The organism is Methylobacterium sp. Leaf465 (assembly GCF_001424705.1).
In the GTDB taxonomy this organism is placed as follows: domain Bacteria; phylum Pseudomonadota; class Alphaproteobacteria; order Rhizobiales; family Beijerinckiaceae; genus Methylobacterium.
Map to the genome: position 1 here is coordinate 253,333 of NZ_LMRA01000034.1, position 21,484 is coordinate 274,816.

Consider the following 21,484-nt stretch of genomic DNA (forward strand, 5'->3'; position numbering starts at 1 on the left):
ATCACCGACGCGCTGCCGGTGCTCGTGGCCTATCTCGACCGCGACTAAACCCACCGGTTCAACAACCGCGCCTACAAGACCTGGTTCGGGCGCGGCGTCGACACCCTGGTCGGTCGCCCCGCCCGCGAGGTGCTCGGCCCCGAGATCTTCGCGCAGCACCGCTCCGACATGGACCGGGCGCTGGCCGGCGAGACCATCGCCCGCGACGGCGTCCTGCCGGACGGCCACGGTCGCCTCCGAGCCTGCGCCATCCAGTACATCCCGCGCCGGACCGAGGCCGGCGCGGTGGAGGGCTTCTTCGTCCTCGCCATCGACGTCGAGGAGCGCCGCGCCGCCGAGGCCCGGCGGATCGCGGTGGCCGAGTTCGGAGACCGCCTGCGCGACCTCGACGACACCGCCGCCATCGCGTACATGGCCGCGGAAATCCTCGGAACCACCCTCGGCGTCAGCCGGGCCGGCTACGGCACCATCGACGCCGTGGCGGAGACCATCCTGATCGAGCGCGACTGGAACGCCCCCGGTATCCGGAGCCTCGCCGGGACCCTGCACTTTCGCGATTACGGCTCCTACATCGAGGATCTGGAGCGCGGCGAGACCGTGATCTGCAGCGATGCCGACGCCGACTCGCGCACCGCCTCCGGCGCCGAGGCCTTGAAGGCGATCAGCGTGCACTCTTTCGTCAACATGCCGCTGACCGAGCACGGCGGCTTCGTCGCGCTTCTCTATCTGAACCATGCCACCGCCCGGTCCTGGTCGCCCGAAGAGCTCGCCTTCATGCGCAACGTCGCCGAGCGCGTGCGGGCGGCCACCGAGCGCAGCCGCGCGACCTCCGCGCGACGGGCGAGCGACGCGCAGTTCCACGCCTTCGCACAGGCGGTCCCGATCCACGTCTGGGCGGTCTCCGCCACCGGTGCCCTTGATTGGTTCAACGCCGCCTGCGCCGCCTATTGCGGCCCCGCCCTCGACGGGGTCCGCGGCGCGGCCTGGGCCGCCCTCGTCCACCCCGCGGACCGCGCGGCGGTGGAGGCCTGGGAGGCCTGCCTCGAAGACGGCCGGCCCTACGCCGACGAGTTCCGCATCCGCCGCGACGACGACGCCTATCGCTGGTTCCTGGTGCGGGCCGAGCCGATCCGGGCGGCCGACGGCACCATCCTGCGCTGGGTCGGCACCAGCACCGACATCGACGACCAGAAGGTCACGAGCGCCGAACTGGCGCGCCTGAACAGCAGCCTGGAGCGCCAGGTCGAGAGCCGCACCCGCGAGCGCGACCGCATCTGGGAGACCACCACCGACCTGATGGGGACCGCCGGGCTCGACGGCTACCTGAAGACCATCAACCCGGCCTGGGGCCGCACCCTCGGCTGGGACGAGGACGCCCTGCTCGGCCGGCCCTTCGCGGCGTTGATCGATCCGGCTGACCATGCCGAGACGGCCGAGGTTGTCCGCCGTCTCGCGCGGGGCGAGACCGTGACCGGCTTCGTCGACCGCGTCTTCACGAAGGCGGGTGACCGGCGCACGGTGATGTGGACGGCGGCTCCCGACGGAGAGACCTTCACCGTCATCGGACGGGACATCACCGACCAGCGCCGGACCGAGGAGGCCCTGCGCCAGGCGCAGAAGATGGAGGCGGTGGGCCAGCTCACCGGCGGACTGGCCTACGACTTCAACAACCTGCTCACGGGGATCTCCGGCAGCCTCGAACTGCTTCAGGTCCACATGGCGCAGGGACGGATCACACAGACCTCGATCGCTACATCAACGCGGCGCAGGGCGCGGCCAAGCGTGCCGCCGCCCTGACGCACCGCCTCCACGCCTTCTCGCGCCGGCAGACCCTCGACCCCAGGCCCACCAGCGTGAACGGCCTCATCGCCGGCATGGAGGAGCTGGTGCGCCGCACGGTCGGGCCGGCGGTGACCATCGAGGTGGTCGGCGCAGCCGGTCTCTGGACCGCCCTGGTCGATTCGAACCAGCTCGAGAACGCCCTCCTCAACCTCTGCATCAACGCCCGCGATGCCATGCCGGAGGGCGGCCGCATCACCATCGAGACGGCCAACAAGTGGCTTGATCTCCGCGCGGCCCGCGAGCGGGACCTGGAGCCGGGGCAATTCCTCTCCCTGTGCGTCACCGATACCGGCACCGGCATGACGCCGGAGGTGATCGCCCGCGCCTTCGATCCGTTCTTCACGACGAAGCCCCTGGGCGAGGGGACCGGCCTCGGCCTGTCGATGATCTACGGCTTCGCCCGTCAGTCGGGCGGCCAGGTGCGGATCTATTCGGAGGTCGGCCAGGGCACGACGGTATGCCTCTACCTGCCCCGCCACTACGGGGAGGCCGACCTCGGCAACGCACCCCGGGCCGAGCAGGGCCAGACCGTTCTCATCGTCGACGACGAGCCCACCGTGCGGATGCTCGCGACCGAGGTGCTGGAGGATCTCGGCTACACCGCCATCGAGGCGGCGGACGGGGCGGCGGGCCTCAAGGTGCTCGAATCGGACGTGCGGCTCGACCTCCTGGTGACGGATGTCGGCCTGCCCGGCGGCATGAACGGCCGCCAGATGGCCGATGCAGGCCGGGTCGTACGCCCTGGCCTGAAGGTGCTGTTCATCACCGGCTACGCCGAGAACGCCGTGCTGGGCAACGGATACCTCGCGCCCGGCATGCAGGTGCTGACCAAGCCCTTCGTGATGGAGTCGCTCGCCGGACGCATCAAGGAACTCATCGCCGGGACCGACGGGGCGTGAACGGCCCGGCCCGCGCCGTGGTAAGCACCGGCTCGACCTGACGACATCCTCCGGCATCGCACGCATGGAACCCCATACCGATCTCTGGCTGGCCGCGAGCATCGTGGTCATCTCGCTCCTGCTCTCGGCCTTCTTCGCCGGCGCCGAGACCGCCTTCACGGCGGCGTCCCGGGCCCGCATGCTGGCCCTGGAGAATGCCGGCGACGCGCGCGCGCGCCTCGTCAACGCCATCATGGCGAGCCGCGAGCGCTTCATCGGCGCCATGCTCATCGGCTACAACATCGTGGCGATCGGCGCCTCGGCCTTCACCACCGGCGTGCTCACCACCCTCTTCGGCAAGAGCGGCATCCTCTACGCCACCGGGGTGATGTCGGTCCTGGTCATCATCTTCGCCGAGGTGCTGCCCAAGACCCTCGCGATCAACAAGCCGGACAGCGCCGCCCTGGTCATGGCCCGGCCGGTGGCCTTCGCGGTGGCCCTGCTCGGGCCGGCGGCGCTCGCCATCGAGGCCCTGGTGCGCGGCATGCTCCGTCCCTTCGGCGTCCGGATCGGCGAGCGCCAGACCATCCTGTCGGCCACCGACGAGATCCGCGGCCAGGTCGCCCTGCTCCATCGCGAGGGTGGCGTGGCCAAGGCCGAGCGCGACATGCTCGGCGGTCTCCTCGACCTGTCGGACCTCACCGTCTCGGAGGTGATGGTCCACCGCACCAAGATGCGCACCATCGATGTCGACCTGCCCTCGGAGGAGATCGTGCGCGCAGTGCTGGCCTCGCCCTACACGCGCATGCCCCTCTGGCGCGGCACGACGGAGAACATCGTGGGCGTGCTGCACGCCAAGGATCTCCTCCGGGCGCTGGACGCCGCTGGCGGCGACGCCGCCGGTCTCAAGGTCGAGGCCCTGGCGTTGGAGACCTGGTTCGTGCCGGACACCACCTCCCTGCGCAACCAGCTCAAGGCCTTCCTCGCCAAGAAGACCCACTTCGCCCTGGTGGTCGACGAGTACGGCGAGGTGATGGGCCTCGTGACCCTGGAAGATATCCTCGAAGAGATCGTGGGCGACATCGCCGACGAGCACGACGTCACCGTCTCCGGGGTGCGGGCCCAGGGCGACGGCTCGGTGCATGCCGACGGCAGCGTGCCGATCCGCGACCTCAACCGGGCCATGGACTGGGACCTGCCCGACGACGAGGCCACCACCATCGCGGGGCTCGTCATTCACGAGGCCCGGGCGATTCCCGACACCGGGACAGCTTTCAACTTCCACGGCTTCCGCTTCCAGGTCCTGCGCAAGGCCCGCAACCGGATCACCGCCCTCCGGATCACGCCGCTCGGTCCCGGTCTGCGCAAGGTGGAGCCGTGACGACCCGCCATCCGCGGAGGTCGTCGACGGGCCTCGGACGTCCAGATCTGGGTAACCATGATCGTATAGAATAGCTTCGGACGCTGGTCCGCCGTCCCGAAGGGGCGAGCGGCTTCTGGATCATCGAACGAGCGAGGGGGCGGAACCGATTGATGCTGCTCGATGCCTCGACCCTTCTGCTCGTGACCGTGATCCTGACCTTCATGGTCGGCAGCCTGTTTCTGCTGTCCTGGAGCCAGGCCCGCCACGTCCACGCCCTGGCGATCTGGGGCATCGCCCACATCACCGGCGCGATGGCCTCGGCCTTGCTGTCCCTGCGCGGGATGATTCCGGACTGGGTCTCGATCGGGGTCGCCAACGGCGTGATGATCGGGGCCTACGGCCTGATCTGGACCGGGACCCGCGCGTTCGAGGGACGGCGCGCCCGCTTCGCACCGATCGCAGTGGCGATCGCGCTCTGGGGGACGAGTTGCCTGGTCCCGGCGTTCTTCGCCTCGGTTCCCGCCCGGGTGATGCTGGCCTCGAGCCTCGCGGGAGGTTTCTGCCTGCTGGCCGCTCGCGAGATCTGGCGGGCCCGGGCCGAACCTCTGGTGTCGCGCTATCCCGGCGTTGCCCTGCTGCTGATCTACACCTTCGCCTACTGGATCCGCGTGCCCCTTGCACTCGTCGCGCCGCCGCAGACCAAACCGAATCCGCTGCAGACGCCCTGGCTGACCATCCTGTGCCTCGCCGGCATGCTCTTCACCCTGGCGATCGCCTTCGTGTTCATGTCGCTGACGAAGGAGCGCGCGGAGCGCCTGCAGCGCCTCGCTGCCGACACCGACGCGCTCACCGGCATCCTCAGCCGGCGCGCCTTCGTGGCCCGGGCCGAGGCTGCGCTGGGGGAGGGCGGTACCATCACCCTGCTCCTGTTCGACCTCGACCACTTCAAGCGCATCAACGACCGGCACGGCCACGCGGTGGGCGATGGCGTCCTCGTCGGATTTTGCCACGCCGTGTCGGCGCTGCTGCCGGGCTCCGCGATCTTCGGTCGGATGGGCGGCGAGGAATTCGCCTGCCTCCTGCGCGGACTCACCCCGGAGGAGGCCTTGACCAAGGCCGAGTTCCTGCGTCGCGCCGTGGCCCGGATCGCCGTGCCGGAATTGCCGCACCTTGCGATCGGCGTCAGCATCGGTCTGGCGGTGCCGGAGGAGGGCTCCGCCGCCGTGGAGTCGGGACGCCGGCTCGATGCCCTACTCAGCCGGGCGGATGCAGCGCTCTACCAAGCCAAGCACAACGGGCGCGGGCGGACCGAGCCCGCACCGCACCCGCTGCTCCGAGTCGTTTGAGGCAGGGCAAGTCGCCTGAGGCAGGGCAAGTCGCCTGAGGCAGGGCAAGTCGCCTGAGGCAGGGCAAGTCGCCTGAGGCAGGGCAAGTCGCCTGAGGCAGGGCGAGTCGCCTGAGGCAGGGCGAGTCGCCTGAGGCAGGGCGAGTCGCCTGAGGCGGGTTACGGCGCCTTCTGAGCCGGGGCGGGCGCCACGGCCGGAGCGGCCGCCGTGCGCTCGATCTTGGCCCCCTCGCGCAGTTTCAGGATCAGGTCCTGCTGCGCCTTGCGGGTCAGGTACTGGTCCACCTGCTCCTTCATCTCATCGAAGGTCGGGACCGGCTTGGTGCGCTTCTCCTCGAGCTTGATCACGTGCCAGCCGAACTGGGTCTTGACCGGATCGGACACCTGCCCCGGGCTCATCTTGAAGGCGGCCTCGGCGAAGGGAGCGACCATGCGCTCCTTGGTGAACCAGCCGAGGTCGCCGCCCTCGGTCTTCGAACCGGGATCCTTCGACACCTCGGCCGCGACCCGGGCGAAGTCCTCGCCGCCCTTGATCCGCGCCGCGATCTTCTTGGCCTCGTCCTCGCTCTCCACGAGGATGTGGCGGGCGTGGGCCTCCTCCTCGGGCTTCATCGCCTTGACGGTCTGGTCGTAGAGGGCCTTGGCCGCCTCCGGCGTCGCCGCCTTCTTGGCCTCGCGCTCCAGGTACTCGTCGAGGAGGAGCTTGTCCTTGAAGTAGGCGAGCTTGCGCTGGAAATCCGGCGAATCACCGATCTTGGCGGCTTCGGCCGCCTGGGCCCCGACCTTGAGGTCGATCATGTAGTCGACGAGGAGAGCTTTCTTCTGGGCGTCGTCGACGCCGGGCAGAGAGAGGGCGGGATCTTCGGCCGCGATGGCGAGGTCTCCCGCGGTGATCGGCGCCCCGTTCACCTTCGCCACCACGGTCTCGGGAGCGACGGGTGCTGCGGCCGGTGCCGGGGCGGCCGGCGCCTGTGCCCGGGCCGAGGCCAGCGGCAGGCCGAGCGCCAAGGCGACAGCGCCCGTGCGCAGGAGGCCCGTGCGCAGGAGTCCGGAGCGCGAAAGAGACTTGATCATCGTCATGGAGGCGTCCTTGGGAGCGCCGCCCACGTCCCGGCACGGGGCCGGTCGGAGGTCGTCGCAGGGGGCGGTCGAGCGAGGTGCGGCCGGGGGCCGCGGATTGGCCGCGTCATCAGGTGGCGCGTGCACCCCCCGATGGCAAGCACGGCCGCAGCGTCGAGCGGCCGAATCCAGGCGCCCGTTCGCCGCGCACGCGACGCACCCTCACGCCGTTCCCTCTCCCGTCGCTGCGACCGGTGCGTCGGGCGATCACGATGCGGGGAGATCCCGCGAGCGGCCCGGACACGCGCGCCCGCATCCTTCGTATGAGGACTGAGACCATGAGAACCGGGGCCACGGCACCCCGGCGCCGACTCCGGCCCACGGGGTTTGCGCGGGCGAATCACGCCCCGGATCGAAACGCGGCGCGTCCGCGTTGGCCGGGTCAAAGCCGGCTCAGCGCCCCTCCGGGCGTGCGGCTGCTCGACGTCCTCCGCTTGCCCCGCGCTGACCCGGCCCCACCCGATACCCCGGTGTGGACGCGGGCCGGCTCTTTCGGATGCGCCGGCCCGTGTTTACCTCTATAAGCCCGGCCAACATTCGCCTTCAGACTTTTCGATCGACCGTAGGTTCACGATGCTCGGTGCCCTCGCCAAGAAGATTTTCGGCTCGTCCAACGACCGGCGCGTGAAGGGCTATCGTCCCCGTGTGGCCGAGATCAACGCCCTGGAGCCGCAGGTCGCCGCGCTCTCGGACGACCAGCTCCGCGCCCGCACCGACATGCTGAAGGCCGAGCTCGCCGCCGGCAAGACGCTCGATGACATCCTCGTGCCCGCCTTCGCCACCGTGCGCGAGGCGGCCAAGCGCGTGCTCGGCCAGCGCCACTTCGACGTGCAGCTTATCGGCGGCATGGTGCTCCACGAGAGCGGAATCGCCGAGATGCGCACCGGCGAGGGCAAGACCCTGGTGGCGACCCTGCCGGTCTACCTCAATGCCCTCTCGGGGCTGGGCGTCCACGTGGTCACGGTGAACGACTACCTGGCCGCCCGCGACGCGGAGTGGATGGGCCGGGTCTACCGCTTCCTCGGCCTCACCGTCGGCACCATCGTGCACGGGCTCGACGACGGCCAGCGGAAGGAGGCCTACGCCGCCGACATCACCTACGGCACGAACAACGAGTTCGGGTTCGACTACCTGCGCGACAACATGAAGTACGAGCTCAGCCAGCTGTCCCAGCGCGGGCACAACTTCGCGATCGTCGACGAGGTCGATTCGATCCTGATCGACGAGGCCCGAACCCCGCTGATCATCTCCGGCCCGGTCGACGACCGCTCTGAGCTCTACGTCTCGGTCGACGCGCTGATGCCGCATCTCGAGCGGGAGCATTACGATCTTGACGAGAAGCAGCGCACGGTCTCGCTGACCGAGAGCGGCAACGAGTTCGTCGAGGACCTCCTGCGCGGGGCTGATCTCCTCAAGGAGGGCGACCTCTACGACGCGCACAACGTCAGCCTCGTCCACCACGTGAACCTGGCCCTGCGCGCCCACACCCTGTTCACCCTGGACAAGGACTACATCGTCAAGAACGACGAGGTGGTGATCATCGACGAGTTCACCGGCCGCATGATGCAGGGCCGACGCTACTCGGAAGGCCTGCACCAGGCGCTCGAGGCCAAGGAGCGGGTGACGATCCAGCCCGAGAACCAGACGCTGGCCTCGATCACCTTCCAGAACTACTTCCGCCTCTATTCCAAGCTCGCCGGCATGACCGGTACGGCCTCCACCGAGGCCGACGAGTTCGCCGAGATCTACAAGCTTGAGGTCGTCGACATCCCGACCAACAAAGAGGTCGAGCGCGTCGACGAGGACGACGAGGTCTACCGGACGGTGGCCGAGAAGTACGACGGCATCATCGCCGAGATCGAGAAGGCGCATGCGCGCCACCAGCCGATCCTGGTCGGCACCGGCTCGATCGAGAAGTCGCAGCACCTGGCCGAGATGCTGGTCAAGGCAGGCTTCCGCCAGCTCGACTACTCGGACCCCAACGCCCTCACGGACGTCTACGCCGCTGCCCGCGAAGGCCGGGTGACGAAGCGCTTCGCCGTGCTCAACGCCCGCTTCCACGAGCAGGAAGCCTACATCGTCGCCGAGGCCGGCGTGCCCGGCGCCATCACCATCGCTACCAACATGGCCGGGCGCGGCACCGACATCAAGCTCGGCGGCAACGTCGAGATGCGCGTGGAGAAGGAGCTTGCCAGCGTGCCCGAGGGGCCGGAGCGCAACGCGAAGATCGAGGCGATCAAGGCCGAGATCGCTGAGAACCGCGACAAGGTGCTGGCCTCGGGCGAGGCGGCCGACCCGGCTGCGGGCCGCAAGGTCGCCCTGCCGGGCGGCCTCTACATCATCGGCACCGAGCGCCACGAATCCCGCCGAATCGACAACCAGCTGCGTGGCCGCTCCGGTCGCCAGGGCGATCCCGGCCGCTCGAAGTTCTACCTGTCGCTCCAGGACGACCTGATGCGGATCTTCGGGTCCGACCGCATGGACGGCATGCTGACCCGCCTCGGCCTGGAGCAGGGCGAGGCGATCATCCATCCCTGGATCAACAAGGCCATCGAGAAGGCGCAGCAGAAGGTCGAGGCGCGCAACTTCGACATGCGCAAGAACGTGCTCAAGTACGACAACGTCATGAACGACCAGCGCAAGGTCGTGTTCGAGCAGCGCCGCGACTTCATGGGCCAGGACAGCGTGCGCGAGACCGTGGACGAGATGCGCCACGGCGTCGTCGACGACCTCGTGGCGGTGCACGTGCCCGAGAACGCCTACGCCGAGCAGTGGGACATCGAGGGCCTGCGCGAGCGGGTCCAGACGGTGCTCAACCTCGACGTTGCGGTGGAGGACTGGGCCAAGGAGGAGGGCATCGCCGACGAGGAGATGCGCGACCGCCTGCGCCAGGCCGCTGACGAGGCCTATGCCGGGCGCACCGAGAAGAATACGCCCGAGGTGATGACCTATGTCGAGAAGCAGGTGCTCCTGCAGACTCTCGACCACCTCTGGCGCGAGCACCTCGTCACCCTCGACCACCTGCGCCAGGTGGTGGGCTGGCGCGGCGTCGCCCAGCGCGATCCCCTCAACGAGTACAAGTCCGAGGCGTTCGAGCTGTTCAACAGCCTGGTCGCCGCCCTGCGCGAGCAGGTGACGCAGCAGCTCTCGCGCATCGAGATCATGTACGAGGAGCCGCCCGTGGAGGGCGCCGACAACCCCTTCGCCCCACCCGGCCTGCCCCCGATGTTCGCCCAGCACCTCGATCCCGTCACCGGTGAGAACGAGATGGCGGGCACCGGTACGGGTAGCGACGGCGGCGCGGGTCCCGCCTACGGCTACGCCGCACGCGAGATGGCCACGGACACCGCCGTTCTCGAGCGCAACCCGGACGATTCCTCCACCTGGGGCCGCGTCGGGCGCAACGAACCTTGTCCCTGCGGCTCGGGCAAGAAGTACAAGCACTGCCACGGGACGCTGACGGCCTGAGCGTACCGGCGGTCGCCTACGGCATCGAGCCGGACCTCGACGCGGCGGAGTTCCGCCGCGTCCTGATCGAGTCCGGACTCGCCGTGCGCCGCCCGACCGACGACCTGCCGCGCCTGGCCCGGATGCTGGCGCAGGCCGATCTCGTCGTCACCGCCCGGCGGGACGACGACCTCGTCGGCGTCGCGCGCACGCTCACGGTTTTCGTGTTCTGCGCCTATCTCTCGGACCTCGCGGTGAGCCGCTCCGCGCAGGGGCTCGGGATCGGCCGCGGCCTCCTCGCCGCCACCCGAGCGGCAGTCGGGCCGCAGGCCTCGCTCCTGCTGACGGCCGCCCCCGGGGCCGTCAGCTTCTACGATCGGATCGGGATGCCGCGGGTGGCGGATGCCTTCCGCTACGACCGCGAGGCCTGACCCGCCGCCTCGAAATCGCCGCCCCTGCCCAGAAACGAACCCATTTGGTGGTCAAGCCATATGGATACGCTTGAGGGAGTGGAGCGAGACGGCATGCAGGAAACCCGATCGGCGACGACGCTGCCACTACTTGGTCTCCTCCTGGCCGTTCCTGGTCTCGGTGGTTGCAATACCTATGCGGGTGCACCCACGGTGACGGGTTCGACGCTCGCAGCCAAGCCGGTGTCCGTCACCGATGAAGAGCGCGACTGTCTCGGTCGGGCGATGTACTTCGAGTCGAATCGCAGCGACGCCGAAGGCCTGCTCGCCGTCGGCACGGTGGTCATGAACCGGCTCGAGGCCGCCGCCTTTCCGAATGGCGGGATCTGCTCGGTGGTCGGCCAGCCCCGGCAATTCGCCCCCGGTGTCCTGACGAAGAAGATGGACGACAAGAGCCTGCAGAAGGTCGCCGAGGTGACCGATGCCGTCCTCGATGGCCAGCGCCACCCGAAGGTCGGGCGAGCGATGTACTTCCACACGGCCGGCCTGCGCTTCCCCTACAACAACATGCACTACGTGGCGGTGGCCGGCGGCAACGCCTTCTACGAGAAGCGCAAGCCCGGCGCCGTGGAGCAGGCCACGCCGCCCGCGCCCGCCACCGCGCTCGCCTTCGCCTCGGCCGAGGCCCCCGCGGCGCCGACGATGCCCGTGGTCGCGGCCTCGGTTTCCCCCGCGGCCGCCCCCATCCCCGCCCCGGTCGAGACCGCGGCTGCCCGCGCGACCCTGACCGCCTCGGTGCCGGACCATCGTGCGGCCCCGATCCGTACGGTGCGGGCCACCGTCGACGAGAAGCCCGCACCCGCGGCCAGGGCACCGAAGGCCGCCCACAGCCGCGTCGCCCTGACGCCGGCCGCCCTGGCTCCTGAGCCGCTGATCCCTCCGCCCGTCCTCAACCTGCCAAGGCCGTGAGCCGGCCCCCGGGGAACCGCCGCGAGCCGCGGGCCGATTCCCGACGGGCCTCGGTTCCGGCGCTCTGCGTGCCGCTTTCGGTCGCGGAGACTAACGGGGCCGCCACCCTACCTGAAATCGCACCTTTTCCTTACCGCAGGTCGCGAAGAACATGGTTCGGCCGATCGCCCATCTCACAAAGGCGTGCACGCGTGCGATCGTCCGTGCACTCACTGGGGGCTTCGATGCGCTGACGGGTCCGATCGGACGCCTGAACGATCGCGTCGAAGCGCACCTGCGCGATCGGACACCGCTGCTCAGGGCCTATTATGCGCGTCCCGCGCCTCGGCTGGCTGCGCCGTTGCCCGTTCTCGACGGGCCCATCGATCTGGCGCTTCGTGGTGGAATCCGCGAGACCGCGCCGGGCCGACCGGCGGAGACGACGGCGCCGCAGCCATCCGCCGTTGCATGAGCCAGGTGCCGCCCTCCGAAGCCACCTGATCCGCTCACTGCGGTGGCGCTTCGCCCGAATGTCGGAAAACCCGCCCGTCGCGGCCCTTCGGACCGGGAGGCCGCCTTCGGCACGGTCCCTACACGGTCACCTGGGTCCCAACCTCGACCACGCGGCCGGTGGGGATCTGGAAGAAGTCCGTGGCGTCGTTGGCGTTCTTGGCCAGGGTGATGAAGATTCGGTCCTGCCACAGGGGCATGCCCGAATGGGCGGCCGGGCGGATCGAGCGGCGGGACAGGAAGAACGACGTCGCCATGATGTCGAACTTGAAGCCCTGCTTGCGCAGCAGCGTCAGGGTCCGGGGGATGTTCGGCGTCTCCATGTAGCCGAACTTCATCACCACCTTGTGGAAGTGCGGGCCGATCGGCTCGATGTGGATACGGTCGACCTCGGCGGCGCGGGGCGTGTCCACGGTCTCCACGGTGAGCACCACGTTCTTCTCGTGTAGCACCTTGTTGTGCTTCAGGTTGTGCAGCAGGGCTGCCGGGGCGATGTAGGGGTCGCTGGTCAGGAACACCGCGGTGCCGCGGACGTGATGCGGCGGGCTCTTCTCCAGCATGCTGACGAGCTCGGTGAGCGGTACGTCAGTCTTGCGCGTCTTGTTGATCAGGATCCCGACGCCGCGCACCCAGGTCCACATCATGACGATCAGGGCACCGGCGAACAGCAGGGGTACGTAGCCGCCCTCGAACACCTTCAGCATGTTCGACAGGAGGAACAGGAACTCCACCGCCGCGAAGGGCAGGATTGCGAGGCCGGCGGCCCAGGGCGACCATTTCCAGGTCTTCCACAGCACCAGGAAGGCGAGGCTGGCGGTGATCAGCATCGTGCCCGTCACGGCGATGCCGTAGGCCGAGGCCAGGGCCGCCGAGGAGCGGAACAGAACCGCCAGGATCACCACGCCGACCATCAGCAGCGCGTTGATCTGCGGCAGGTAGATCTGGCCCGAATGCGATTCGGAGGTGTGGCGGATCTCCAGGCGCGGCAGCAGGCCGAGCTGGATCGCCTGGCGCGACAGCGAGAAGGCGCCGGTGATGACGGCCTGGCTCGCCGTGACGGTGGCGGCGGTGGCGAGCAGCACCATCGGCAGCAGGCCCCATTCGGGCACGAGCTGGAAGAACGGATCGGTGGTGTCGGGCTTCGACAGCACCAGGGCCGCCTGGCCGAAATAGTTCAGGACGAGGCAGGGGCCGACGAGGCCGAGCCAGGCGATCTGGATCGGCCGGCGCCCGAAATGGCCGAGATCGGCGAACAGGGCCTCGGCCCCCGTCACCGCCAGGAACACCGCGCCGAGCGCCACCAGGGCGCCGGTGCCGTGCCCGAGGAGGTAATGCACCGCGTAGTACGGGTTGAGGGCCCAGAACACGTCGGTGTTGGCAGCGATGTGGGGCAGGGCGGCGAGCGCCATCGCGGCGAACCACACCACCATCACGGGGCCGAAGAAGGAGGCCACCTTGCTGGTGCCGCGCACCTGGATGAGGAACAGCGGCACGATGATCGCGATGGTGATCGGCAGCACGTACGAATCGAAGGCCGGGGTGACGAGCTTCAGGCCCTCCACCGCCGAGAGCACCGAGATCGCCGGCGTGATGATGGCGTCGCCGTAGAACAGCGAGGCGCCGAGCAGACCGAACATGAACACCACGCGGGAGCCGCCGAGCGCCGTGCGGGCCAGTGCCATCAGCGAGAGGATGCCGCCCTCGCCGTTGTTGTCCATCCGCAGCAGGATAACGACGTACTTGATGGTGACGATGAGGACGAGGGCCCACAGGATCAGCGAGGCGACGCCCAGCACCTCCTCGCGCAGCAGGATGCCGTCGGCCCGCGCCGAGACCAGGGCCTCGCGGAAGGCGTAGAGCGGGCTCGTCCCGATGTCGCCGTAGACAACCCCGACGGAACCGAGGACCAGCGTCCACAGGCCCGCCGGGCCGTGGGCCCGGGCGGTCTCGGGCGAGGCCTCGGCGGCCGGAGGTGCACCGGCGCCGTCGGGTTTGGCGGCGGGCGCGCTCGAAGGGGCGGTTTGCGTCATTCGGCTCGATCGAGGCTCGTGGCGAGCCCAACGTCTCGCGGCGCGAGTTTGCTCGCGCGCGAGAACGCCGGGGCCGTCCCGACGGGGTCGGGCGGCGGGGGACGGTCGCGTTCACGCTATCATGCGGCGCAGGACGCGAGAACGGCAACCTGGTCGCGGTTGCCGCTCATCGGGGTTCGAGTCCGGATCGCGTCCGGCAGCTGCGCGTCAGGAGGCTACTCGGCGGCGGTGCGGGTACCCGTGCCGAAGCGCCGCTCGATGTAGTCGGTCACCACGGTCTCGAAATCCTTGGCGAGGGTCGGTCCGCGCAGGGTCATGGCCTTCTTGCCGTCGATGAAGACCGGCGCCGTGGGGGTTTCGCCGGTGCCCGGCAGGGAGATGCCGATGTCGGCGTGCTTCGATTCGCCGGGGCCGTTCACGATGCAGCCCATCACCGCGACGTTGAGCCCCTCGACGCCCGGATAGGCCTTCTTCCATTCCGGCATCGAGTTGACGATCCAGCTCTGGATGTCGCGGGCGAGTTCCTGGAACGTGGTCGAGGTCGTGCGGCCGCAGCCCGGGCAGGCGGCGACGAGGGGTACGAAGGTGCGGAAGCCCATGGTCTGCAGGAGTTCCTGCGCGGCCTTCACCTCCACGGTGCGGTCGCCGCCCGGCTCGGGAGTCAGCGAGTAGCGGATGGTGTCGCCGATGCCTTCCTGCAGCAGCACGCCGATGGCGGCGGAGGCGGCCACCAGGCCCTTCGAGCCCATGCCGGCCTCGGTGAGACCCAGATGGATGGCGAAGTCGGAGCGACGCGCCACCTCGCGATAGACCGCGATGAGATCCTGCACCGCCGAGACCTTGGCCGACAGGATGATCTTGTCCTGGGACAGGCCGAGTTCCACCGCGCGCTCGGCCGAGCTGAGGGCCGATTGCACCATGGCCTCGCGCATCACCGCGCGGGCGTCGATCGGCCGGGCCGAGCGGGCGTTCTCGTCCATCAGGTGCGTGAGCAGCGCCTCGTCGAGGGAGCCCCAGTTCGCGCCGATGCGGACGGTCTTATCGTAGCGGATCGCCTGCTCGATGATGGTCGAGAACTGCGTGTCCTTCTTCTCCTTGAAGCCGACATTGCCCGGGTTGATCCGGTACTTGGCCAGCGCCTCGGCGCAGGCCGGATGGTCGGACAGGAGCTTGTGGCCGATGTAGTGGAAGTCGCCCACCAGCGGCACGTGCACGCCGATGCGGTCCAGACGCTCGCGGATCTTCGGCACGGCGGCAGCCGCCTCGTCCCGGTCGACGGTGATGCGCACGAGCTCCGAGCCGGCCCGGGCGAGCTGGGCCACCTGGGCCACGGTGCCGTCGATGTCGGCGGTGTCGGTGTTGGTCATCGACTGGACGACGATCGGTGCACCGCCGCCCACCGTGACCGCGCCCTCACCGGATCCGATGGTGACGCCGACCGTGCGGTGGCGTGGGCTCGGGCCTGCGATCTCGGGGCCGGTGCCGCTGATCGGGTTGACGGGGGTCGCGTCCATGATGTCCATCGTTGACTGTGCGCTCCGAGGAACGTCCGCCGCCGACCGGGAGCCTCCGATCGGGCCGATCCGGACCGGGGGCGGCGTTCCGATGCCGCAAACTCTACGCCCTCGATCGTTTAGCTGAGATGACGGCGGGCGGGCGTCAAGTCCGCTGCGTCACCGGGCATTCCGGATGGCACAGCGAACACGCTGATCGTATTCGGCTTCTCCCATGTCCCATCCGGGCGGCGATGTCGAGTTTCCGGACCGGTCCGGGTGGCAGGGCTGCGTCGCGGACAGGGAACCGCTGCATCTTCCCGCCTGTTTGTGGCCTTGCGGCATCATATATTGCGCTGCAGCATAAACGTTGGGAGATCCGCATGCTTGATCCGCATCAGCAGCCGACGGTCGATTCGCTCATCGACGTCCCGGTCGAACGGGACCTGCGGATGCAGCCCGCCGCGAAGACCCGTGTGATGGCGGGTCCGCACGCGGAGAAGACCGTCGCCCTCGCCCTTCAGGGCGGCGGCGCGCACGGCGCCTTCACCTGGGGCGTGCTCGATGCGCTGATCGAGGACGGGCGCCTCGGTTTCGAGGCGATCACCGGGGCGAGCGCCGGGGCGATGAATGCCGTCGTGATGGTCGATGGCTGGCTCGAGGACGGGCCCGGGGGCGCTCGCCGGGCCCTGGAGCGGTTCTGGCGCGAGGTCAGCCTCGATGGCGACTTCTGGCCGGCTCAGCGCCGCGCCTTCAGCGGTCTGTTCGAGTTCTGGTCGAACAATCCGATCGCGGAGTTCTGGAGCCGGGCCCTGAAGACCAGCCCCTACACCTCGAACCCGCTGAACTACAATCCGCTCCGCAAGGTGCTCGCCGCCCAGGTGGATTTCGAGCGCCTGCGCGCCGCTGAGACCGCTGCGGTGTTCGTCTCCGCCACCAATGTCTGGACGGGCAAGCTCGCGGTGTTCGAGCGCGAGGCGCTGAACGTCGATCACCTTATGGCCTCCGCCTGCCTGCCGACCGTGTTCCAGGCGGTGGAGATCGACGGCGTGCCCTACTGGGATGGCGGCTATCTCGGCAACCCGCCGCTCTATCCCCTCTATCGCGGGGCCGAGACCCGCGACATCGTCCTGGTGCAGATCAACCCGGTGGAGCGCCGCGAGACCCCGCGCACGCCGCAGGAGATCCAGGACCGGCTCAACGAGATCACCTTCAACGCCAACCTCATGCGCGAACTGCGCGCGATCGACTTCGTCGACCACCTCATCGCCGAGGGCGTGCTCGGCCGGGGCGAGTACCAGTCGCAGTACGTCCACCGCATCGACGGCACGGGCGCCCTCGACGAGTACCAGGCCTCCTCGCGCCTCGATGCCCGCTGGCGAGTGTTCGAGCGCCTGCGAGACAAGGGCCGCGGTGCGGCTCAGGCCTGGATCGCCGAGAATTACGAGCAGATCGGCCGAACCTGCACCCTCGATCTCGAGGCGACCTACCGTTGATGCGCGTCCACACGCCGCGGCTGGATTAAGAGCAGCGGTTCGTGCGTTGATACTCTTATGACGACCGAACCGAACCGGCCCGGCCCCGCTGCCATCGTCGACCTTCTCGTGCCGCTCCGGCGCTACGCGCGGGCCCTGACGCGCGACACGCTGCGGGCCGATGACCTCGTGCACGATGCGCTGGTGCGGGCCCTGGAATCGGGCCAGGCGGCGCGGCCGAACACCAACCTGCGCACCTGGATGATGACGGTGCTGCACAACGTCTTCATCGACGAGCAGCGCCGGAAGCGGGTCGAGGCCCGCCACGCCGATACCCTCGTGCAGATGAGCGAGGAGATGGCGCCCCCGGCCCAGGAGGCGCAGGTCCGCCTCGCGCAGATCCGGCGCGCCTTCCTCACGCTGCCGGAAGAGCAGCGCGCCGCCCTTCACCTCGTTACCCTGGAAGGTATGGCCTATGCCGATGCGGCGGCCGTCCTCGGCATCCCCATCGGCACGCTGATGTCGCGCCTCGGCCGGGGCCGCGCCGCCCTGCGGGCCTTCGAGGAAGGTGAGCGCCAGGGGAGCGGTGTCGCCGAGCGGCGCCAGCGCCTCGCGGCCGAGCGGCCGCGCCTGCGCCTCGTCGCCCAGGACGAGGACGACGCATCGCACCGAACGGGCCGCGCCGTCGGCGACACCTGAGACGTTTTCGAAGACCGGGACGGAGCGCCATAGGCAGGCCGATCCGTTCTTAGCGCGGCCGGGACTCCTCGTCCGGGGACGCGCCCCCTGTATCCGACCGGAGCCGACGCCATGGACCAGACCGCGATGATCGATCCGATCACCGAGAATGACCTCACCGCCTTCGTGGATGGGCAGCTCGATGGCCTGCGCCGCCTCGACGTGGAGGCACACTTGGCGCGCAATCCCGAGACCGCCGCGCAGATCATGGCCGAGCTACACGACCGGGACGCGCTCCGGCAGGCCTTCGCCATTCTTCCCGGCCCCGGACCGGAGCGCAACCGGGCCGCCGCACGGCGCCTCGACCGGACCCTGGCCTGGCGCCGGTTCGGTGACCGCCTGCGTCGCGCCGCGGTGATCGCGCTCCTCGTTGGCACCGGCTGGCTGGCCCATTCCGACGGGCCTTTCCTCGGCGTGCCGGACACGTTCGCCTCCCCCGTCGATCCGGCCCTGGTCGCCGATGCCCGCCACGCCCGCGAGGCGGCGCAGGTCCGCGCCCGCATCGCCGCGCAGCGGGGCGATCAGGCCCAGGCTTATGATCGCGCCGGCATTGCCGCAGCTACCGGCATCGCGTTGCCCGACCTGCCGGCGGACTGGACGGTGCGCGATGTGCAGATCGTGCCGGCCCGCAACGGCACCGGCATCGAGGTGGTGATTGACGCCGGCAAGCTCGGCGAAGTCTCCCTGTTTGCCACCCGCAGCCTCGACGGCCACGTCGCTCCGAGCGAGGTCACGAGCCCCGGCGACGGCGAGACCGCCTACTGGACCGCCGGTCACTCGGCCTACGCCCTCAGCGGAGGTCACGACCACGTCGGTCTCGAATCCGCAGCGCGCAACCTCGCCGGCCGGACTGCGACGAAGCTCTGATCGGTCGTCGCGTCGGTCCGGCGCCTGCATTGCCCGGTTTCCGCGACGCGGCGCTCTCCCGGCGCGTCGATCGCCTGTGTCGATGCAGGACGACCAAGTCGGGTCATTCGCCTCTTCCGACGTTTTCCGGGAGCCCGAAAGAAACATCGAAAGCGATTTCGTCAGCGTTCAGACGAGCCGTGCCATAGGCCTGTTGTATAGAAGCCCTATACTCCGATTGCACTCGCTCTGTGCCGACCTCTGACGCCGAGACGCCGATGGCCCGCCTGCTCCCGACCCTGATGTTTCTGGCCGCCCTGCCGGTGGGGATTGCCCCTACGGCGGTTCGGGCGGAGGAGAATGCGCCGAAACCGGTCTCGGCCCCCGCCGTCGGTGTCACGCCCCTGACACCCGGCAAGGCAGCCCGGGCACCCTACCTCTCCGAGGCACAGGCGCCCGACACCGTCGCGATCCTCGGAGCCCCGCCGCGGGGCCAGTCGGCGGCCGAGTCGGCGGACAAAGCCGCGTTCGTCGCAACTCGGGCCCTCAAGGGAACGCCGCGCTGGACCCTGGCCACCACCGATGTGGCCGATGGCGCCTCGGCGATCCTTGACGACTTTGCCTGCGTCATCGGCCAGCGTATCGAGCAGTCCCGGGCGCCTGCCCTGATGACCCTTCTGGAACGCGCGCGCCTCGACATCGCCCAGGCCACTCGTGGTCCGAAGCTGCATTACCGCCGCCTGCGCCCCTTCGTCGGCAACGACGCGGAGATCTGCGTGATGCGGACCTCCGACCTCGGCAATGCCTTCAGCTTCCCGTCGAGCCATGCGACCCAGGCCTGGACCTACGCGGCGATCATGGCGGCCCTGATGCCCGAGAAGGCGACCCAGTTCTTCGTCCGTGCCCGCTCCTACGGCGAGAGCCGTGTCGTCTGCGGTCTGCACTGGGCGAGCGATATCGAGGCCGGGCGCACGGCTGCCAGCGCCGTCTTCGCCGCCCTTCAGGGCGACGCCGGCTTTCGGGCCGATCTGGAGAAGGCTCGCGTCGAACTCGGCAAGCTCAGGGCCGCCGGCGGTCCGGCTCCCGACCAAGCCGTCTGTGCCCGCGAGGAGGCCGCCGCCCGTGAGCCGATCCTGTAGTGTTTGACCGGCGACCCAGCGTTCCCGAACTTCATCACTGAGCAGTACCGGATCGGTTATGCCTTCGAGCATCGCTTCGGCCCCGACCCGATCTTCCGGCAGAACTTCCGCAACCAGCAGATCGACGCTGACCTAAGCTAGACCCAGATCGACGCCCTGAGCGACGATCTCACCCGGGCCCTGCGCTCCACGGGCCGGATCACCAACGTGCTCGGCGCGTTCGCGGTCGACAACCAGATCGAGGCGCACGTTGCCACCGGTCCCGTGCAGCGCACCCTGCTCACCGACGAACTCATGCCCTCTGTGAGCTTCGCGCCCTCCTTCGCCTCACACTTGGGCTCGATCGCGACGGCACACCGTTCCAGTCGACGGAAGTCCAGCAGATGGCGGCATCAAGTTCAACGTGCCGGGCACCAACGTCGTCCTGAACACCGCCATCTTCGACATCACCCAGACCAACGTGCTGTGGCCCGACCCCGTCAATCCGTTGGTCGTCCAGGCCGCCGTCGGAGAGGCGCAGGCGCGCGGCGCGGAACCGGAGGCCGTCGCTAATCTCGGACCCGGCTTCAACATCCTGGCTGCCTAGAGCCACGTGGACATCCGAACGACCCGGAGCCCGGGCAGCCCGGAGACGGTCGGGCTCGCCTTTTCGGGCATTCCCGGCAACCCCTTCAAGATGCGCGCGACCTCCGTGCTAACCCCCGGGTCTCGACCTCTACGGTCTCGGGGTCGGCGGCGGCGTGCGCGACGCTGGCAGCAGCCCGGCCAACGACGTACCAAGCAGCTTCCGCAACGCCACCGTGACTCTGTTCGATGCCGTACTCGGCTACGAGTTCGCACGGATCGATCCGAAGCTGCAGGGCATGAAGCTGCAGGCCAACGTCTACAACCTGTTCGACCGCAGCTACCAGACCTGCTGCCAGGCGGGCTTCTGCTATCGCAGTCAGCCGCGCCGGTTCATCGCGAGCCTGATCGATCTCTGGGAACGCGCCGCCCAACGGAAGGAGGCCCGGCCGATCACCCCGGCCGAGCCTCCTGAAGGGTTTTCCCGTGAAACGTTAACGACGTTTCTTCAGGGTTTGGTGATCGTTCCGGTCTGGGCACGCCTGCGGCGTCGGGCCAGCATGTTCAGCCCCTCCACGCCCGCCGAGAAAGCCATGGCAGTGTAGATGTACCCCTTCGACACGTGAGCACCGAAGCCTTCGGCGATCAGCGTCATGCCAATCATGATCAGGAAGCCCAGCGCCAACATCACCACCGTCGGGTTGGCGGCGATGAAGCGCGACAACGGGTCGGCAGCCAGCAGCATCACGGTCACGGCGGTGACGACGGCGATCACCATGATGGGCACGTGCTCCGTCATGCCCACCGCCGTGATGATGCTGTCGATGGAAAACACGAGATCGAGGACGAGGATCTGGCCGATGGCCGCGGTGAAGCCGAGCCGCACAGCGCTGCTCCCGAGCGTCTCCGGCTCCGGATCGACGGTGTGATGGATCTCCTTCGTGGCCTTCCACAGCAGGAACAGGCCGCCGGCGATGAGGATCAGATCGCGCCAGGAAAAGCCCTTGCCGAACACCTCGAAGACGGGCTGCGTCAGGGCGACGATGTACGCGATGGTGGCGAGGAGGCCGAGGCGCAGGATCAGCGCCAGGCCGATACCGATGCGCCGTGCCTTCTGCTGGTGGTCGGGCGGAAGCTTGTTGGTCAGGATCGAGATGAAGATGAGGTTGTCGATGCCGAGCACGACCTCCATCACCACCAGGGTGGCGAGGGCCGCCCAGGCGGTGGGGTCGCTGGCGAGTTGAAGCAGGCTGTCCACGGTGGCCTCGTCGAGTCAGTCAGGGTCGCTCCCCCGGACGGCGTCGGGCCGGGAGCGGGGATGGAGAGGGGCGGGGCCG

16 protein-coding genes and 1 pseudogene are annotated in these 21,484 nt (G+C 69.1%); 13 read left to right on the forward strand and 4 right to left on the reverse strand.

Features of this window, described 5'->3' with window-relative positions:
• The first annotated feature begins 105 nt into the window (after window positions 1–105).
• From ASG51_RS24680 to ASG51_RS16330, 3 genes and pseudogenes are all read left to right on the forward strand, one after another.
• Window positions 106–2,741 (forward strand): annotated as a pseudogene (locus ASG51_RS24680) (PAS domain S-box protein).
• Between the two features lie 64 nt (window positions 2,742–2,805).
• The gene (locus ASG51_RS16325; RefSeq protein WP_056276201.1) at window positions 2,806–4,101 is read left to right on the forward strand and encodes an HlyC/CorC family transporter; all 1,296 of its coding nucleotides are present in this window, start codon (window positions 2,806–2,808) and stop codon (window positions 4,099–4,101) included.
• Between the two features lie 152 nt (window positions 4,102–4,253).
• Window positions 4,254–5,429, forward strand: a complete 1,176-nt coding sequence (locus ASG51_RS16330; protein WP_056381877.1) for a GGDEF domain-containing protein — start codon at window positions 4,254–4,256, stop codon at window positions 5,427–5,429.
• 158 nt (window positions 5,430–5,587) lie between these two features.
• Here the strand turns inward: ASG51_RS16330 and ASG51_RS16335 are convergent, their stop codons facing one another.
• Window positions 5,588–6,502 carry a peptidylprolyl isomerase gene (locus ASG51_RS16335; RefSeq protein ID WP_156389766.1) on the reverse strand — a complete coding sequence of 305 codons (915 nt, stop codon included), beginning with the start codon at window positions 6,500–6,502 and terminating at the stop codon, window positions 5,588–5,590.
• 618 nt (window positions 6,503–7,120) lie between these two features.
• On the opposite strand from ASG51_RS16335, the gene secA reads away from it, so the two are divergent.
• The 3 genes from secA to ASG51_RS16350 all read left to right on the forward strand — a co-directional run bounded on the left by secA (window position 7,121) and on the right by ASG51_RS16350 (window position 11,373).
• Window positions 7,121–10,015 (forward strand): preprotein translocase subunit SecA, encoded by a 2,895-nt coding sequence (gene secA, locus ASG51_RS16340; protein WP_056381879.1) that lies wholly within the window; start codon window positions 7,121–7,123, stop codon window positions 10,013–10,015.
• Window positions 10,012–10,425: a GNAT family N-acetyltransferase gene (locus ASG51_RS16345; RefSeq protein WP_056382092.1), complete on the forward strand. Its 414-nt coding sequence runs from the start codon at window positions 10,012–10,014 to the stop codon at window positions 10,423–10,425. The genes secA and ASG51_RS16345 overlap by 4 nt, the downstream gene beginning before the upstream one ends.
• Window positions 10,426–10,518: 93 nt before the next feature.
• Window positions 10,519–11,373 (forward strand): cell wall hydrolase, encoded by an 855-nt coding sequence (locus ASG51_RS16350; RefSeq protein WP_056381881.1) that lies wholly within the window; start codon window positions 10,519–10,521, stop codon window positions 11,371–11,373.
• A 569-nt stretch (window positions 11,374–11,942) separates the two neighbouring features.
• Here ASG51_RS16350 and ASG51_RS16355 read toward each other — a convergent pair.
• Window positions 11,943–13,892: a potassium transporter Kup gene (locus ASG51_RS16355; RefSeq protein WP_056211597.1), complete on the reverse strand. Its 1,950-nt coding sequence runs from the start codon at window positions 13,890–13,892 to the stop codon at window positions 11,943–11,945.
• A 215-nt stretch (window positions 13,893–14,107) separates the two neighbouring features.
• Window positions 14,108–15,415 carry a flavodoxin-dependent (E)-4-hydroxy-3-methylbut-2-enyl-diphosphate synthase gene (gene ispG / locus ASG51_RS16360; RefSeq protein WP_056351993.1) on the reverse strand — a complete coding sequence of 436 codons (1,308 nt, stop codon included), beginning with the start codon at window positions 15,413–15,415 and terminating at the stop codon, window positions 14,108–14,110.
• Between the two features lie 353 nt (window positions 15,416–15,768).
• Between ispG and ASG51_RS16365 the strand changes: the two genes are divergently transcribed.
• From ASG51_RS16365 to ASG51_RS16390, 7 genes are all read left to right on the forward strand, one after another.
• Complete coding sequence (locus tag ASG51_RS16365; protein ID WP_056351996.1) at window positions 15,769–16,881, forward strand: patatin-like phospholipase family protein; 1,113 nt, start codon at window positions 15,769–15,771, stop codon at window positions 16,879–16,881.
• 57 nt (window positions 16,882–16,938) lie between these two features.
• Window positions 16,939–17,559: a sigma-70 family RNA polymerase sigma factor gene (locus ASG51_RS16370; RefSeq protein WP_056276178.1), complete on the forward strand. Its 621-nt coding sequence runs from the start codon at window positions 16,939–16,941 to the stop codon at window positions 17,557–17,559.
• 111 nt (window positions 17,560–17,670) lie between these two features.
• Window positions 17,671–18,465 (forward strand): anti-sigma factor, encoded by a 795-nt coding sequence (locus ASG51_RS16375; RefSeq protein ID WP_244472684.1) that lies wholly within the window; start codon window positions 17,671–17,673, stop codon window positions 18,463–18,465.
• A gap of 257 nt (window positions 18,466–18,722) precedes the next feature.
• On the forward strand, window positions 18,723–19,583 hold the full coding sequence (locus ASG51_RS16380; protein WP_056381883.1) for a phosphatase PAP2 family protein: 861 nt from the start codon (window positions 18,723–18,725) through the stop codon (window positions 19,581–19,583).
• Between the two features lie 3 nt (window positions 19,584–19,586).
• Window positions 19,587–19,724, forward strand: coding sequence for a hypothetical protein (locus ASG51_RS24305; RefSeq protein ID WP_156389749.1), 138 nt, complete (start codon window positions 19,587–19,589; stop codon window positions 19,722–19,724).
• Between the two features lie 262 nt (window positions 19,725–19,986).
• Window positions 19,987–20,169, forward strand: coding sequence for a hypothetical protein (locus ASG51_RS16385; RefSeq protein ID WP_056381886.1), 183 nt, complete (start codon window positions 19,987–19,989; stop codon window positions 20,167–20,169).
• Between the two features lie 154 nt (window positions 20,170–20,323).
• Window positions 20,324–20,752 carry a TonB-dependent receptor gene (locus tag ASG51_RS16390; protein ID WP_056381888.1) on the forward strand — a complete coding sequence of 143 codons (429 nt, stop codon included), beginning with the start codon at window positions 20,324–20,326 and terminating at the stop codon, window positions 20,750–20,752.
• On the opposite strand, the gene ASG51_RS16395 is transcribed toward ASG51_RS16390, so the two are convergent.
• Complete coding sequence (locus tag ASG51_RS16395; protein WP_056381890.1) at window positions 20,656–21,405, reverse strand: TerC family protein; 750 nt, start codon at window positions 21,403–21,405, stop codon at window positions 20,656–20,658. The genes ASG51_RS16390 and ASG51_RS16395 overlap by 97 nt on opposite strands.
• Between the last annotated feature and the right edge of the window lie 79 nt (window positions 21,406–21,484).

What these genes read in the sequence shown, in the direction of transcription:
- ASG51_RS16325 (WP_056276201.1), top strand. Translation starts at nt 2,806, where the DNA reads ATGGAACCCCATACCGATCTCTGGCTGGCCGCGAGCATCGTGGTCATC.
- ASG51_RS16330 (WP_056381877.1), top strand. Translation starts at nt 4,254, where the DNA reads ATGCTGCTCGATGCCTCGACCCTTCTGCTCGTGACCGTGATCCTGACC.
- ASG51_RS16335 (WP_156389766.1), bottom strand. Translation starts at nt 6,502, where the DNA reads ATGATCAAGTCTCTTTCGCGCTCCGGACTCCTGCGCACGGGCCTCCTG.
- secA (WP_056381879.1), top strand. Translation starts at nt 7,121, where the DNA reads ATGCTCGGTGCCCTCGCCAAGAAGATTTTCGGCTCGTCCAACGACCGG.
- ASG51_RS16350 (WP_056381881.1), top strand. Translation starts at nt 10,519, where the DNA reads ATGCAGGAAACCCGATCGGCGACGACGCTGCCACTACTTGGTCTCCTC.
- ASG51_RS16355 (WP_056211597.1), bottom strand. Translation starts at nt 13,892, where the DNA reads ATGACGCAAACCGCCCCTTCGAGCGCGCCCGCCGCCAAACCCGACGGC.
- ispG (WP_056351993.1), bottom strand. Translation starts at nt 15,415, where the DNA reads ATGGACATCATGGACGCGACCCCCGTCAACCCGATCAGCGGCACCGGC.
- ASG51_RS16365 (WP_056351996.1), top strand. Translation starts at nt 15,769, where the DNA reads ATGCTTGATCCGCATCAGCAGCCGACGGTCGATTCGCTCATCGACGTC.
- ASG51_RS16370 (WP_056276178.1), top strand. Translation starts at nt 16,939, where the DNA reads ATGACGACCGAACCGAACCGGCCCGGCCCCGCTGCCATCGTCGACCTT.
- ASG51_RS16375 (WP_244472684.1), top strand. Translation starts at nt 17,671, where the DNA reads ATGGACCAGACCGCGATGATCGATCCGATCACCGAGAATGACCTCACC.
- ASG51_RS16380 (WP_056381883.1), top strand. Translation starts at nt 18,723, where the DNA reads ATGGCCCGCCTGCTCCCGACCCTGATGTTTCTGGCCGCCCTGCCGGTG.